At 63.2% G+C, this 15,938-nt stretch carries 11 protein-coding genes and 1 pseudogene; 1 reads left to right on the forward strand and 11 read right to left on the reverse strand.

What is annotated here, in order from left to right; translation table 11 throughout:
• Window positions 1-72 precede the first annotated feature (72 nt).
• The 10 genes and pseudogenes from H0B43_RS01255 to H0B43_RS01300 form a co-directional block, all read right to left on the reverse strand.
• Window positions 73-780, reverse strand: a complete 708-nt coding sequence (locus tag H0B43_RS01255) for a TetR/AcrR family transcriptional regulator (RefSeq protein WP_185723602.1) — start codon at window positions 778-780, stop codon at window positions 73-75.
• A gap of 80 nt (window positions 781-860) precedes the next feature.
• Window positions 861-1,325 carry a MaoC/PaaZ C-terminal domain-containing protein gene (locus tag H0B43_RS01260; RefSeq protein WP_185723603.1) on the reverse strand — a complete coding sequence of 155 codons (465 nt, stop codon included), beginning with the start codon at window positions 1,323-1,325 and terminating at the stop codon, window positions 861-863.
• A gap of 1 nt (window position 1,326) precedes the next feature.
• Window positions 1,327-2,565 carry a S9 family peptidase gene (locus H0B43_RS01265; RefSeq protein WP_185723604.1) on the reverse strand — a complete coding sequence of 413 codons (1,239 nt, stop codon included), beginning with the start codon at window positions 2,563-2,565 and terminating at the stop codon, window positions 1,327-1,329.
• Window positions 2,562-2,831 carry a hypothetical protein gene (locus H0B43_RS01270; protein ID WP_185723605.1) on the reverse strand — a complete coding sequence of 90 codons (270 nt, stop codon included), beginning with the start codon at window positions 2,829-2,831 and terminating at the stop codon, window positions 2,562-2,564. Before H0B43_RS01270 ends, H0B43_RS01265 begins: the two co-directional genes overlap by 4 nt.
• The gene (locus tag H0B43_RS01275; protein WP_185723606.1) at window positions 2,828-3,439 is read right to left on the reverse strand and encodes a VOC family protein; all 612 of its coding nucleotides are present in this window, start codon (window positions 3,437-3,439) and stop codon (window positions 2,828-2,830) included. Before H0B43_RS01275 ends, H0B43_RS01270 begins: the two co-directional genes overlap by 4 nt.
• A 45-nt stretch (window positions 3,440-3,484) precedes the next feature.
• Window positions 3,485-5,182, reverse strand: a complete 1,698-nt coding sequence (locus H0B43_RS01280; RefSeq protein ID WP_185723607.1) for a (2,3-dihydroxybenzoyl)adenylate synthase — start codon at window positions 5,180-5,182, stop codon at window positions 3,485-3,487.
• 2 nt (window positions 5,183-5,184) lie between these two features.
• Window positions 5,185-6,744, reverse strand: a complete 1,560-nt coding sequence (locus tag H0B43_RS01285) for an FAD-dependent monooxygenase (protein WP_185723608.1) — start codon at window positions 6,742-6,744, stop codon at window positions 5,185-5,187.
• Between the two features lie 227 nt (window positions 6,745-6,971).
• Complete coding sequence (locus tag H0B43_RS01290; protein ID WP_185723609.1) at window positions 6,972-9,290, reverse strand: hydantoinase B/oxoprolinase family protein; 2,319 nt, start codon at window positions 9,288-9,290, stop codon at window positions 6,972-6,974.
• 9 nt (window positions 9,291-9,299) lie between these two features.
• The gene (locus H0B43_RS01295; RefSeq protein ID WP_185723610.1) at window positions 9,300-11,399 is read right to left on the reverse strand and encodes a hydantoinase/oxoprolinase family protein; all 2,100 of its coding nucleotides are present in this window, start codon (window positions 11,397-11,399) and stop codon (window positions 9,300-9,302) included.
• A 234-nt stretch (window positions 11,400-11,633) separates the two neighbouring features.
• Window positions 11,634-12,480: pseudogene (locus H0B43_RS01300) on the reverse strand (SDR family NAD(P)-dependent oxidoreductase).
• A gap of 190 nt (window positions 12,481-12,670) precedes the next feature.
• Here H0B43_RS01300 and H0B43_RS01305 point away from each other — a divergent pair.
• Window positions 12,671-13,465, forward strand: coding sequence for a TetR/AcrR family transcriptional regulator (locus H0B43_RS01305; RefSeq protein ID WP_185723611.1), 795 nt, complete (start codon window positions 12,671-12,673; stop codon window positions 13,463-13,465).
• Window positions 13,466-14,917: 1,452 nt separating this feature from the next.
• On the opposite strand, the gene H0B43_RS01310 is transcribed toward H0B43_RS01305, so the two are convergent.
• Complete coding sequence (locus tag H0B43_RS01310; protein ID WP_185723612.1) at window positions 14,918-15,742, reverse strand: mycofactocin-coupled SDR family oxidoreductase; 825 nt, start codon at window positions 15,740-15,742, stop codon at window positions 14,918-14,920.
• Between the last annotated feature and the right edge of the window lie 196 nt (window positions 15,743-15,938).

The following is a 15,938-nucleotide window of genomic DNA, read 5'->3' on the forward strand; positions in this document are numbered from 1 at the left end:
ATGCGGCCGATAAGCTTATTGACTCGTTACCCTGTTACTGCGCGATCGCTCGTATTCGATAGGAACGTGGATTCAGTCGGACAGGGAGCGCCGCAATTGTGCGATATCGTTCTCGAGTCGGGCGACCAGATCCAAGGGTGTTTCAGGACCTGCCGCCGGGCCATCGGTACGGCGCAGCATGGATACCGCGCTGTCCGAAATTTGTTCGGCGATAGGTGAAATCGGATGGTTGTCCGCTGGCTCGAACCACCACGCGACCCAATTACACATGCCGAGGACCGACAGCGCTGCCACGCGTTCATCGACGGGTTTGAACTCTCCCTCGGCGATTCCTTGCGCGATGACCGATCGTACGATGGCCAGCGCTTCGCGCCTGCCGTGCAAGTATTCTTCTGTCAGTTCATCGGGCAGCGACGATGACGATCGGTCGAGTAGACGGAATTCGCGTGGTTTCTTTGCTCGGTCGGTAACGATTACTGTCACGACCCTCGACAGTTTATCTGTCGCGGTCGCGTCTTCATCCATTTCGATGAACCGCATTTGCTCGACCAAGTTCGTCGTCATATGTGCGACGAGCTTGGCGAGGATGTCTTCTTTGCTGGACATGTAGTAGTACAGCGATTGTCGGCTCATTCCGACCGAGTCGGCGATCTCTTGCGGCGTGGTTCCGGCGTAACCCTTCTCTGCGAACAAGGCCGAGGCGTGCGCGAGGATCTCGCTCTCCACCAGATCGCGCCGTGCAGAACGGCGCGATTGTCCGGTGTGTTCGTCAGCAGTCACATCGCCAATCCTATCGACCGGATTGGTACTGGAGTCGGCAGGTCTACCGTCGCGGTTCGCGCGTTCCGCGCGGCGGGTCGTCATGACGCCGTGTTCCTGACGTACATCTCGCACCGCAAACTGAATACCGTCTCCTCGCCCGCGGTGAGCTGCCCTGCGATGCAGACGAGGGATCGACCTGGCTTGTCGTGGCGAATGTCGACCACTGTCACCGAGCCGTGCAGTTCCATGCCGCCGCGGACTGGGCGGGGCAGTTCGATGTCGGAGATGCGCCGGCCAGCGATGACGGCCCACGAGGAGTAGATCGCGCTCGCGGCCAACCGCTGGAAGATGGCGAATGTGTGTACTCCGCTGGCGATGATTCCACCGAAGTACCCCTCGCGAGCTACCTCGGGATCGCAGTGGAAAGGTTGCGGATCCCAGTGGTTGGAGAAGTCGATGATGTCGGACTCCGTCACCGCAAACAACCCGAGATCGTATCTCTGGCCGATCTCGAGATCGTCCGCGGCGAGGGTGGCAGTACTTGCTGCGCTGTCGGATCGCATCTCAGAACTTATCTTTCAACCACGGCTCAATGACGCGCGCCGCGAGTTCATATCCGGTCGGATCGCCTTTGGTCAGAGGCTGACCGAAATGCTGACCGGGTACCGACTCGTACCGTTTGTCCTTCGCTGCCAGCGCATCGAACATGCGACTGACGTCCGATGGGAACGCCGCCTGGTCACCGCTGAAGTCGACATACAGGGTGGGCACGTGGACGCCTGCGGCGCAGCGGACGAAGTCGGCGTTGCTGCTGATGGCGGACCAGGTCGAGAGCCAGGCGTCGGGTGTGGTGAGCCTGCCGAAGCCGACCAGGCCGTAGTTGATCAGGTCAGGGCGGGCACCGAACAACGAACCGTAGGGCCGATCGTTGGGGTCCAACGAAAGGTCGATGCAGCGTGGGTCGGCGTTTGTGCGGTAGGTGGTGATGATGCGTGGGGCGAGCGATCGACGCCGGTCCTCGACCGCTCCTGTGACCGAGAACGAGGCCCGGTGGTCGAGGACTTCTTTGGCCATCTCTCGTGCGCGTGCGTCGATGCGCTCGACGCGGGTGTACTGCGCTTGCCGGTAGTGGTCGAGCCATTCGGCAGAGTAGGTCGACGACTGCGGCGGTGGTGCGAACCCGTTGGCGGGGTCGAACATGTCCAGCTCGGGGATCCGCGACATCGGATCGTCTTCGTCGGCGACCGACGGGTCGATGAGGCTGAGCAGAACCTTGCCTTGACCCGGGTGCGGCGCCATGAAGATCGCGCCGTCTGGCACCGGCATCTGCGCCCCGGATAGCGCCACCCGGCGGCCGGCTGGTGTGCTGTCTATCCGGAATTCCGGTTCGAGCGCTGCCTGTTCGATGTAGAAGGCGTACAGGGTGCCTCCACCCGAGTGGCCGAGTGTGACGATCTTGTCGAAACCGGCCTCGCGCAGGAACGTCATACCTGCAGCCACGTCGAGGATGGCCTGTTCGTGGACGAGATTGATATCGTTGTTGACCGACCGGCTGTCCTGCGTCCACACCGACACCCCAGCCCGCAGCAGCCACGCGACCATAGGGTGGTGGGTCAGTGACTGCCGCGGGTGCATCAGGGTGACCACTGCCGTGGAGCCGCTGATGCGGTGGAGCACGCCGTGCAGTTTGGCGCCGTCGAAGGCCCCCAGCTCATGCACGGTCGTCACAACGTCGCTGGGCATCTCGACGGTAGCGACATCCCGGCCGGCGCCGAGCCTGTCGACGGCGGTATCGGAACTCATGACGTACCGTCCGTCGCGGTCGCGGTCGGCTCGATAATCATTTCGGTCTTGTCCCAGGTGGTGATGCGGGCGCCGGACAGTGCGGCTACCGAGCTGAACCACACCGCGTTGCGGCAACCGGTGGCGTTTCGATCGATGATGATTTTGTCTTCGGCGCTGACCAGCAGGTACGGTCCGCGCCGAGTGATGGTCACATCGGGATTCTTGGCGGCGACTTCGGCGAGCGGGGTGAAGTCCTCTACGTCGAGGACGAACAGTGTGGTCATGCGAACGTCACCTCGGGAGCATCGTCCGCAAACTGCTCGGCAATGAGAACCGCCTTGCGCGCGTAGAACTTCTGCAGTGACGGTGAGTCCTCCTGGGAGACCTGCAGAAGCGCTTCGGCACTGATGCGAGCGTCGACATCGTCTTCGGGGGTGAGGGCGCGCAGGGGCCTGGTGATCTCGATCAAGTAGCCGTTGGGGTCAGTGACGTAGATCGATTCGACCGTCTCGTGCCGGACCTGCAGCTCGCACTTGTAGTCGCTCGCGTCGAGCCTGCTGCGGTACTCCCGGAGGTGGTCCTCGGTATCAACGTGGATGGCTAGATGCCGGGCGCGAGCCAGCAGATCAGCCTTCGCTGCGTCGACGGGCTCGACCGCTTCGGGCTTTTCGAGCCCGAAGTAGTAGAAGAACGCCAAGCGGTCTCCGCTGCCGATGTCGAAGAAGAAGTGCACGAAGTCCGGATGCGCGGACGGGCCCCAGCCCAGCGCACACGTGGCGTGCACGACCGGGAACCCGAGCACGTCCCTATAGAACGCGATCGTGGCTGCCGGATCGAACGTGGGAAATGCTGCGTGGTCGACGCCGCGGACGACGTGGTCTAGCTCAGTCATTGCAACCTCCTGCGCGGAATGACTCCACGATAGCTAATTCTGTCACTACTGTCTATTATTAGTCATAGTCGCAGATTCCTTGACGGGTTCCGGGGTCAAGTGCTGCGCGATCGCGCTCAGACGCTTCTTGTCGAGCTTGCCGACCTGGCTGGCGCGCGGCATTTCGTCGACCCACTCGATGCGTTCGGGCCACTTGTACTTCGCCACGCCGAGCGAGTCGAGGTATTCGCGAATGTCGTGAATGGTCGGCCGCTCACCCTTGGCCGAGTACACGAATGCGCAGGCCCGCTCCCCCAGTCGGTCGTCGGGCATAGCCACGAGCGCCGCCTCGTCGATAGACGGGTGCGAGACGAGCAGAAATTCGACTTCTTCGGCGTTGATCTTCTCGCCGCCGCGGTTGATGAGGTCCTTGATGCGGCCCTCGACGACCAAATTCGGTTCACCGTCGATAATTTGAACCGACGCCAGATCACCCGAGCGGTAGAAGCCGTCACTGGTGAAGGCGCGTTCGTTGTACTCGGGCGAGTCGAAGTATCCGCGGATCGTGTAAGGCCCGCGAGCGCACAGTTCCCCGACCTCACCCGCGGGAACCTCGTCCTCGTAGCCGGGCTGCAGAATGCGCACCTCGTCGTACGGGGAGATCGGCGAGCCGATGGACACCGACCGAACTGCCGCCGAGTCGTCGAGCTTGGTCACCGCGCACAGGCCTTCACCCATCCCGAAGAGCTGACCTGCCCAGATGTTCAGGTTCGTCAGCGCCGCAAAGTGCTCCGCAGGTACCTTCTTGCCGCTGAAGACCACGCGGCGCAGATGCTTGGCCGCCGTCAGTTCCGGATCGATGGCGACGGCGTAGGCGAAGGGGCCGAGCACGATGTCGGACACTTCATGCTTGGCCATCATCGGAATGACCGGAGGCAGGGCGGGAGGTCCGAGAATCGCTGCCGCGCCCACTGCGTGCGGCCCGTGGATTCCGCAGATGATTCCGGCGTTGTGCGAGACCGGCCCGATGTAGGCCACCCGGGCCTTTTCGTCCCAGCCGAGTCTTTCGGCGTAGGCGCGGGCGTTGTACCAGTACTCGGCGTGCAGGCGCGGAATCACCTTGGGCACTCCGGTGGTGCCGCCGGAGAGTTGCAGTACCGATACCGAATCGGGGTCGACCTCGGCTTGAATGGACGCCACCACTGCGCGGGCCTGATCGAGATCGACACCCTCGGCGAGCGAATCGATATCCTGCGCGGACGAACCCGCACCTTCGATCGCGAGGACGTGGCGAACGGATGGCAGTTCCTTCCGCATCTCGAGTGCGAAGGTCACGAGATCGAAGTTGGGGTTCTTTGCGTCGACCAGATGCAGCGCAGGCTGCGTCTGCCGGGCGATGGCGGAGATCTCGTGACGGCGGTGCAACGCGAGGGTGCAGATCGGGATCAATCCTGCCTTGAGCAGGCCGTACCAGGACACCACCGAGGACAGCGTGTTGTTGACCTGGAGGAGGACCGTTTCGCCGGGGCGCAGACCCACTCGGTTCAGGCCGGCGGCGAGAACGGTCGAGCGGTCGTCCAGCTCGGCGTAGGTCAACGACTCCTCCCCCACGATGAGGGCGACGCGCTCGGGGAATCGCTGGGCGGTGGCGGTGAACTCTTGCGAGAGCGTCGCAGTCCCCCACAGGCCGGCGCTTCGGTAACGCTCTTTGTCCGCTTCCGGAAACTGGACGACCTTCTCGTCGAGGAGTTTCAGCTCTGACATCTTCAAATCCTTCTCGTGTCGAAACAAATCAGGTCCGTACGGAACGAGGCAAGGCCGGCGGCCAGGTCGTCGGTGAGCGCCTGCGGCGCTGCGACACGAACGGGGATGCCCAGCTCGAGGCGGATCCGCTCGGCGATGTCGAGTCGCTCGAGCAGGGCGGGGCGGGTCGGCGGGCCGGTAAGGGTGATCAGGGGCGCCCCGTCGGCCGAGCGGGACTTCACGGTTTCAACCAGGGCATCTGCGGCCGCGCCCCAGGGATCTACGATGTCGACCTCGACGGTGCCGGCCTGCCAGTCGGAGTTGTCCATGTCGGTCAGCCTGGAGACGGTGCGCACCGTGCCGTGGGAGAACGGTTGTTCAATGACCCATTGGGCGATGGTCGTTCCGGCGTCAATTCCGTCGAAGTCGCGTTGGGCGTGTACCGACATCGCGTCGCGGAAGACGTCGGGTTCGCGTGACTGGAATGCCTCGAGGGAGGTGTTGCCGGCCCGGGTGAGGAACGAGAGCATCATCTGTGCTGGTGTGAAGTCCAGTCGGCGGGTGTAGGACTCCCACCAGAACTGGCTGCGTTCGGCGAGGTACTGCAGTCGCTCGACGGAGGGTCGGCGTTCTGTCTCGTACCGCACGAACGCATCTTCGACGCTCGCCTCTTCGGTGAGGGCCGTGGAGAGGGAGATCGCATCTTCCATGGCCAGCTTCGTGCCGGATCCAACCGAGTAGTGCGCGGTGTGCGCGGCGTCGCCGAGCAGCGCGATTCGCCCGTGGTGCCAGGTCTTGCACTTGACGTTGCGGAACTGCGTCCATCGGGTGTTATTGCCCAACAACGGATGCCCCTGCAACTGTTCCTCGAATGTCTTTTCGAGGTAGTCGATGGCCACCTGGTCGGACTCGCCACGTGCGATCGTTTCGGCGGTGGCGTCGAAGCCGGCGGCGCGCCACGTTGCGGGGTCGGTTTCGACGAGGAACGTGCTCCGGTCCTCGCGGTAAGGGTATGCGTGCGTGGTGAACAGTCCGTGCTCGGTCTCTGCGGGCGCGAACAAGGCGTCGGGGAGCGGGAAGTCGGTTCCGCACCACAGGTACATCTGGCGGCCGAGTTCGACGTTCGCACCGAATTCTTCGCTGCGTTCCGTTCGGGTACGGCTGCCGACTCCGTCGGCTGCGATGATCACCTCGGCGTCGAGGTCGTCGATCGACACACGTTCGCCGAATCGGAGATCGACTCCGGCTTCGTTCGCTCTGGTGTAGAGAATCTCAAGCAGATCCGCGCGGGCGATAGCAGTCTGGCTGTTGCCGCCGAAACGGACCGATCCGGTGGAGGCGAACAGATGGGCGCCGTGGCCCTGGTAGGACGAGTTGGCGATCATCTCGAATGTCTTCGGGTCACTGTGGCCGAGGCTTTGCTGCGTACTCGTGCTCAGCCCGACTCCGAAGCCGAAGGTCGCCTGCGCCGGCCACTCCTCGTAGAGAGTGACGGTCATCTCCGGGTTCTTCATTTGAAGTAGGAGCGCTACGTAGGCACCGCCGGGGCCTCCACCGAGGACGGCCACGGTCCGCGGGCTCATCGTCCCGATTCCGGGTTGTTGATGGACATGGCGTGAACCTCCGTGATTGTCATTAATGACAAAAGATTGTCATAATTGTCAGACTCCCGTCAAGCCTGGTCAGCACAGTTGCGTATCGAGTTGCGCACAGTGTGGCGGCCACCTGGGGGCGCGGCCGGAGGCACTCCTCCGACCGCGACCCATGGGTTCCGCGATCACTCGCAGTCGTTCGCGGGCGATCGATCAGCTCACTCGGCGAGTGCGCGGCTCAGCCAGCGAATGTCATCCGTGTGACGGGTCGGTACGACCGAGGAGGCGAACGCCGCCGAGCAGCTCGGGCAGGACAGCTGACGGAACACCACGTCGTCGTCGACGTAAAGGGAGGTGTCCTCAACGATTCGCGGTCCGGCTTCACTGGGCTTGCCGTCGTACGTGAGCACCGACAGCGGCTGCTCGTGATCCGCTCCGAGCACCGCCGAGCAGTGGACGCAGATCACACCAGGACCATCGGCGGTCTCGGCCAGTGCCAGGTTGTCGTCGAGACGACGAGTCCGCGTCACCGAATCCGGCGAAGCCGGGCCGTACGACGAGACCTGTGGCGAGCGGGACTTACGCGTGGACAGGATGTCCGTTCGCCGCGCGTTCGTCGCGTTTGTGTCCACCGCGAGCGCGTCGTCGAGGACGACGCCATAGAGTTCGCGAGCTGCGTCCGTGCTGACGTAGCCGTCGCGAACATCCTTGGCGACGGCATCGGGTTCGCGGAAGAGTGGATCGCCGTATCCGCCGCCGCCCTGCCAATGCATCTCGAACACATCCCCGGGCGCGAGGTAGGTGCGCCCATAGCAGGGGCAGAGCTCGGTCGTGCCGTCGAGCTGGTCGATGGTCGAGGGGATCTGCCCGTTAGCCAGCATCTCCTGCAGACCACCGTAGCGGATGATCGTCTCGCGGCCGGAGTTGCCGGGATAGCCGCCGGAGAGACCGCTGTTCTGACTCACTGCCTTACCTGCCGAGGCAAGCACCAGACCCATCGGCGTACTGGTGCCGTGCGGAACGAGTGCAAGCGAGGCGCTGACGCCGCCGCGGTGACGGCCGGGGCCGCCGGAGTCGATCTCTTCACGCCGCCAGAGGGCGAGCACCGGGTACATCAGTTCGGTCATCTCGACGTCGGGCACCCGGCCCATCGGGATGCCGAGGAGTCCGCCGGTGTCCATTCCGTCGGCGTGGGGCTGGGCGCCGAAACCACCGGCCATCGGTTCCATCATGATCGACAGAAACGGAACCGAGGCACCGTTGCGCTCGTCCAAGCCGGCGATGACGGCGGTGTCCCACGTACCGCAACACGTGGCCTGAACGTGCCCGTTGGTCACATCCGCTGTCTCGAGCATGTTCGACAGGCACTCTGCGACAAGGTTGCCGGTCAGCCAAGCAGGACCGATCGGTGCGCGGCTCACCGCAGCGGGGAACGTTGCGTTGTTGATCGTTCCCTCTTCGGTGATGATGTCGAAGCAGCGCATGATTCCGCCGGTGGACCAGGGAATATCACCCGATAAGTGGGGGAGCACTGCCAGCATGATGCCGCCTCGCAGTCCGGCGTAGGTGCAGTTGATCACCCCCGAGCTCGGGTCGGTGCCGGTGAAATCGAATGTCAGGTGATCGGCGGCCTTGGTCATGGTGACGGTGATGCCATGTACGCCGCGGTCGCCCTCGTGGGACTGATCCTGGTATCCGGTTGCGCTCCATTTGCCGTCCGGCACGCTGGTCAGCTTGCTCCGCAGACGGGACTCGGCGTCGTTCATCATCCGCTTCATCACGGCCTTGACCGTGTCGGCACCGTAGTGGTCGATGATCTGCAACAGCTGGTTGCGGCCGACGGTGTTGGCGCCGACCTTCGCGCGCAGATCGAGTCCGACCATCATCGGTACGCGCGAGCGGCGTACCCACATGTCGGCGATGTCTTCCTGCACGACGTTGCCACGCACGACCTTTACCGGCGGGGTCGGCAGTGCCTCGGAGAATACGTCTTCTGCTGCCGGAGAGAACGACCCGAGACCGACACCGCCCAGGTCGGCCTGGTGAGCGACTGCGCTCGTCCAGGCGAAGAGCTTGCCTTCGTGGAAGATCGGCTGGTAGACCATCGCGTCGTTCTGGTGCAGTCCGCCGCCCACCCAAGGGTCGTTGCAGAGGAACATATCGCCCTCTTCGATGCCCGGGTTGACAACGCGATTCTGCAGAGTCCAGTAGATGGCCAGGTCGACAGCGCCGACGAGCATGGTGTTGTACAGGCCCACCTGAACTTCTTGTCCGAGTTCGTCGCTCAGGGCGAAGTCGAAGTCGTTGGCATCGGTCACGATCGGGGAGCCGCTCATACGCATGAGAGCTTCGCCCATCTCGTTGGTGACCGACCACAGGCGATGTCGTACCACTTCGTACGTCAGGGGGTCGATGTTGCGGACCTGCTCATCGGTGACGGTGTGCACCGGGATGAGCGATTTGAGGGAATCATTCAGTTCGCCCGGGTCGACTGGGCGGCTGATGAACTTGTCGGATCCGAGGACTGGCATTGGCATGGCGAGCTCCTAGTTGGTAATTATCAGGTTGCCGAGGCTGTCGACCGTGCCTGTGCGCTTGTGCGGAATGACGACTGTGGTGGTCGGCACCTCGATGATCGCGGGCCCGTGGATGACGTGACCGGCACCCAACTTCGAATAGTCGTAGACGGGAGTATCGACGAATCCGATTTCGAGATCGAGCGAAACCGGGCGGGCCTCCTTGATCGCACTGGAAGAATCACTGCTGGGTGCGGCGGCGAGCGGCGGCAGCTGGGGCGCGGTGCCGAGAACGCCGGTGCCACGAACGCGATAGGTGATCGACTGAATACCTGCCTCACGGAAACCTGTTCCCTCGCCGTATAATTCGGCGTAGCGACGCTCGAAAAGCGTGACCACCTCTTCGAGCGCCTTCGGGAAATCGTCGTGGTCCGGGACCTCGACGGGGACCTCGGCCAGCTGCATCGCGTAGCGCATGTCGATCTCGCGAGTGAGGTCGACGTGGTCGAACTTCACGTCCTGGCGGTCGATTCCCGCGAGTACCTGCTCTTCGAGGTCCTTGAAAACCTTGTCCACCGACTCGGGGTCGAACGGCGCGAATGCAGGGTCGGACATCTCGCGGGTGAGAACGACGTTGGAAGAGGCCAGCCCGAATGCCGAGAACGCAGAGGCGACGGCACCCAGGGGGATGACCACCTCTCTGACATTGAGTGCGGCTGCGTAAGCGGCGCAGAACGCCGGCCCCGATCCGCCGAAGGCGTAGAGCACGAAATCGCGGGGATCCTTGCCGGCCTCGACGACGGTCTTGCGGAGCAGATCGCCCGTCTGCGCGGTCTGGGCGGCGTAGATCGCTGCTGCGGCGTCCTCGATCGACAGGCCGAGAGGTTCGGCGATCCGGGTCCGGATCGCCTCACGCGAGCGCTCCTTGTTCAGCGCTTTCTTCCCGCCCAGCAAACCGGTCTCGGGCAGGATGCCGAGTACGAGGTTTGCGTCGGTGTTGGTCGGCTCGGTGCCGCCCTGGTCGTAGCAGGCAGGGCCGGGTACGGCCTGCGCGCTCTTCGGTCCGATCCGCAGGTTACGGCCTTCGTCGACCCAGGCGATGGCACCGCCGCCGGAACCGATGGCGTCGACTTTAAGCGTCGGAACGTTGATGGGATGGTGGTTGATGACCGTCACCGAGTCGCGAACCGGCTCCCCGCCGACGATCAGGCCGGTGAGGAAGGTGGTACCGCCGACGTCGGTGGCGATAACATTGGAGTGCCCGAGCTGCTTGGCCAGCGCCATCGATCCGATGACACCGCCGGTCAGAACCGAACCGACCGTTGAGATGGCCTGGTCGGGTGCCTCGGCTGCCGTAACGGCGCCGCCGCTGCTCTGCATCACCAGCAGGGGTCCGGTCAGCCCGCGTGCGTCGAGCTCGCCCTGCAGGTGGTCGAGGTAGCTGCGCAGCCCCGGGCCGACCTGGGTGCTCATGATGGTAGTCGAGTGCCTCGCGAATTCACGGATTCGCGGGCTGACTTCGCTGGAGAGCGCCACGAACACGTCGGGATCGATCTCGTGGATCAGGTCCTTTATCCGCAGTTCGTGCTGCGGATTCCGAAACGACCAGAGCAGCGACACTGCGATCGCACGCACGCCGTGGCCGATGAGTGTGCGGATGCGGTCGCGGCACTCGTCCTCGTCGAGGGCGACGACGATGTTACCGTCGCGATCGATTCGTTCGGTCACCTCTTTGGCCAGGTGCTTGGCCAGCAGCTTGTGGTTCTTGTCCTGCATGATCGGGTTCTGCAACTCGTACGAGCCGCGGCCGAGGAAGCGGCCTTCGACGTTCATGATGAAAATCGAGTCGCGGTGGCCCTTGGTGGCGATGAAGCCCACGTCCGGGACATTGCCCATCACCAGCGCATTGAGCGAGGACGTCGTTCCGTGCGCGATGTGGTGCGTGTCGGCCAGCATCTCTTCGGTGGAGATCTCCAGCTGGGCCGAGAGCTGCTCGAGGGTCTCGAGGACACCCACCGAGTAGTCAGGCGGCGTCGACGGGGCCTTCGCGGCGACGAGAGTTCCGGCACCGTCGTCGAGGACGGCGTCCGTGAAGGTACCTCCCACATCAATTCCGATGACATACGACATGTAGGGCTCCTGAGGCTTCAATGTGACGGTCCGAGAGAAGTGGGCGTCGGGGGTGTGATGCACATCATCTTGTCGTCAGCGGTGACTAATTGTCAACACAACTGACAGGAAAACTTTCGACACGCATGCCGCCGTGACACCACGGACACCCCAGCAATGCCGAGGTCGCCAGGCGGGATTGCGCCGGGCGACCTCCGCTTCCAAGAGTGGAGTTTGCCGCGGGAGCGATGGGCTTCAGAGGTGGGTCGAGCCGCGAGTTGCAGCCTCGACGATGTGTCGAACCTGATCGGTCATGCTGTCGGTACCCGAGGCGAGACTCTTGTCGCTGATCGAATCCCATTGCCGAGCGACGTCTTCTGGCGCCCTCGCATCGACGGGCAGAAACGCTCCCTGCGCTTCGACCATGGCGCTGACCGCGAAGGTCCCGCCGCCCGCACCGAGAATCGTTTTCGTCGGCGCGTCGTCGGAGACGAGAAACAGCGCGCCCGCCGTGATGGACTCCGGCGTGAGCAGGCTGGCCGTTTCGGCGTCGAAGATGTCCTCGGTCATCCCCGTTGCGGCGAGAGGTGCGAGGGCATTGACCCGAATCCCTTTCGGCTTGCCTTCGATCGCGAGGACGTTCATGAGCCCCACCAGGGCGGACTTGGCGGCCCCGTAGTTCGCCTGGCCGAAGTTGCCGTATATGCCCGAGGCTGAAGTGGTCATCAGGATTCGGCCGTAGCCCTGCGAGATCAGGTGCTCCCACGCGGCTTTGCAGGTGTGCACCGCTCCCATCAGGTGAACGTCGAGGACACGGCGGAAGTCATCGAGGTTCGCTTTACGGAATGTCGAATCCCGCAGGATCCCAGCGTTGTTGATCACGATGTCGACCCTCCCCACTCTCCAACCGTCCGATCGGTCATCGCGACGATCTGGTCATAGTCCGTCACATCACTGTGGTCGGCCACAGCCGACCCTCCTAACGCGGTAATTCGGCGACGACGCGTGCCCCGCGCGCGGCCAGGGCGTGAGCGTGTGCCCGGCCCAGTCCCCCGCCTGCTCCGGTCACGATCGCGACCTGCCCGTTAAAATCGATGGTCATCAGCACTCCCTGCTTCGAGTCGACTCGCTACCGCCGGAGCCGAGCAAATTATTGACATAAGTGACAGACTTTCGTCACCGCGGATGATATTATCGGACATCGAGGGCCTGCTGACAGCGCAATTTGTCGGCAGCGGGCTGGTCGACTACGCCACTCCGACAACGAACGACCATGAGGACAGGGTTCACATATGACGCGCGAGGACAAAGCGGTTGAACGCAGATCCCGCCGCGGGGTCGATTACGTCGCGACGCAATCGACCCGCGTCGATGCGCGTGGCGAGGCCCACACTGGCCCACGCCGCGAACTTGTCGAAAAGCAGATCTTCGCTCAGGCCACGCGCTTGTTCGCCGAACGCGGATTCGCCAGAACCACATTGCAAGACATAGCCGACGCCACAGGTCTCACGCGCCCCGCGCTGTACCACTACGTTGCCAACAAGGATGAACTACTCGCGCGCCTAGTGTCCGAAACCACGCAAACTCCGGCCGATCACCTCCGAAAGATCAACGACCGCCTCGATCTCCGCCCCTCGGAAAGGCTTCGCAGTATGGCCACCACGATCGCCCTTCATCAAGCGCGGAATCCCAATCAATTCCAGCTTATCGTTCGATCCGAAGCCGAACTGCCCCCGTACCTCGCCAGAACATTCGAGCAGGGTCGACGTCAGGTACTAAAGGAATTCATTCGCGTTATCGAAGACGGCATCAGCGCCGGCGAATTAAGACCCATTGATTCCAGATCGGCAGCCCTGGGCATTATCGGCATGCTCAATTGGATAGCATGGTGGCACCAACCAGGGAACGCGCGCAACGACGAAACTGTCGCTAAACAACTCGGCGACATGGCCGGACGCTCCCTGGAGCGCGGCCACGGAAGCGACGGGCCAGTAGCGGAGGACGGCCCCGCCCGCGCAATTGCCAGACTCCGTGAAGACGTCGACTACCTCGAACGCCTAATTGCCGGGGCTGGCAGGTCAACGTAGCCAATAATAAGACGGTGCGTACTGCTTCACTAAAGCCACACCGTATGCGCCGATAATTCGTTCCTATGTCGGGTTTGGCTTGTGGGGCCGAGTGCCAGCTGCGAAATGTCGAAGTACTACGTTGAGAACTGATATGCAGAGATACCAATAGCCGGGCGAGAGGAGGCCCGGTTGGACCGACCGCCAAACCCGCCCGATCGACGCGGTCCTCGACGACGCCGGCCAGCACGTCCCCGCCATCGTCGAGCAGTTCGTCCTGCCCTTCCGCGGACCCGCGCGCGCACGCCACGCGCGAGGTCGAGGCACACCTGGACCAGACTCGGCTCTCCTGGATCGGAGTCCACAAGCCAAGGACCTCTTCTATTACCGCATCCAGTCTCCAGTGATCGTCGCCGGGCTCGACCACCACTGCGGAGTCTCTCGACTACGCCACCCCTATGCGCTTCCAGGTCCACACGGTGCTAAGCACCCACACGGCAACGACTGCGGTCGAGCACTGGCTCGCCATCGGCAGGCCGCCCATGCCGAGGTCTCGGGGATGAGCGTTGGGATTGCCGAGACGCGGCACAGGATCGCAAACCTGCTGTTCGCCTACCACGAGCCGACCGCAAGTACGTCGAAGCGGTCGCCGCACTGCTCGGTACAGCGCACGTCCGGGTCCCCGCCGGGGCTGCTCCGACCCGGACGGAGCCGGGCGCTTCCTCGTCAGGCTCTGGAGCGCCCCTTGGGCCAGCGGACGACATGAGCCCCCATTGTCGACCGGTCCGAGGAACCCAGAGCATGGAGTGCGACCGCCCCCTAACCCACTGTGCAGATACGAACTGCTCGTCGAGGGCACTGATTGGTCCATCCGCGAGCTGATGGTCGGCCCGGGCCTGGACCGCAGGGGGCCGCTGCGGTCGAACGCACGGTGACCGCGGTGGCACACCGTTTTCAATCACGTCGGCCGATTCGCCGCCCACTACCGCGGGTGATTGGCCGATCTTCGTGGACTCCCACGACGTCCGGCGCGCGTACTTCAACAGACCCGAACACCCGGCAGTGGCACCAACTGGACTGGGAACACGGGACGTGTCTGCATCAGCAGTTCAACGACCGCCTTGATCTCGCCAAACGCGTCAGCGTCCGCGAGCACCGCCACCCCGAGTGTGGGTGAATCACAGCTTGGACATACCTGCCCTGCGAGAGGGCGCTCCGCCGCTGGTGCCTGATGCGGTGGGGACATCGAACATCCCCACCGATCGATGGTGGTTCAGGGCCGCCTGACAGTCGACAGGCCATCAACGCACATAGATTCACGGTCAACAGCGACCGGCATGGTTAGAAGGGTTCAAAAATTATCACTGCCGGCTCGGTGGCGGTATGGTGTCGAGGATCGTGCGGCTCTACAAGCACCGCCACAGCACAGCACACTACGGTCGCTTGCTCTGGGTCGACCGTAGTGTGCTGTGATCAGCCGAGGCTGAAGCCACAATCAATCTTGAGATCCTGGCCTGTCACGTAGCGTGCCTCCTCACTGACTAGGAACGCCACCGCATTGGACACGTCGTTCGCTTCCACCCATGGAAAAGGCATGGGGCTGATCGAGAAGGCCTCTTCCGCTTGTTTCGGTGTGGGAGTTTCGATGTCAGGCAGGAACAAACGGTACATGGCCTCGTTGTGAATCATCTTCGTGTTTACCATGCTCGGGCTGACAGTATTGACGCGAATCAGGTGCGGTGCCAATTCGAGCGCCAATGCTCGCATCAGGCCCACAACACCGGCCTTGGCGGCGACGTAGTGAGCGGAGTTTTGCATAGGACGCGTGCCCAGCGCCGAGCCGGTGAAAACCATTGCACCCGACCCAGCCTCAATCAGGTAGGGCACGGCGTTGCGGGCAGTGTTGTACACGCCGGTCAAGTTGATGTCGACTACGTCGCCCCACATGCCAGGTCCCAGATCGGCAATGGGGGCGTTGCTGACGATTCCAGCGTTCGCGACCACTATGTCGAGACGACCGAGTTCTGCGACACCGTCGCTCAGCGCCGCCGCGACCGCCTCGTTGTCGCGAACGTCGGCGATTCGGAACACGATTCGCCTGTCCAGCTTCTCCACGAGTGCGACCGTCTCATCGAATTCATCCCGGGTGGCCATCGGGTAAGCGGCGGAATGCACGTCAGCGCACGAATCGACAGCGATGATGTCGGCTCCCTCCTCGGCGAGCCGGACCGCATGACTACGGCCTTGTCCACGGGCCGCTCCGCTGACGAAGGCGACCTTTCCAGCAAGACGTTCCATTGATTTCTCCTTCGATTCGAAATGATTCTCGAATGCTCACCGGGAAAGCCGGCAAGTTGTGTGACCGTCGTTCGAACACCGAAGCTGTTACCGCTGACATGTCCATCCCCCATCCCGGTCCGACTAGATCAGGACGAACAACCGGGCGTAGAGAACGCGACGTCAGAATTGCCGGAAGAGGGCTCCCGTTGAGCTC

Origin of the sequence: Rhodococcus sp. 4CII (genome assembly GCF_014256275.1) — a bacterium.
GTDB classification, from domain to species: domain Bacteria; phylum Actinomycetota; class Actinomycetes; order Mycobacteriales; family Mycobacteriaceae; genus Rhodococcus_F; species Rhodococcus_F wratislaviensis_A.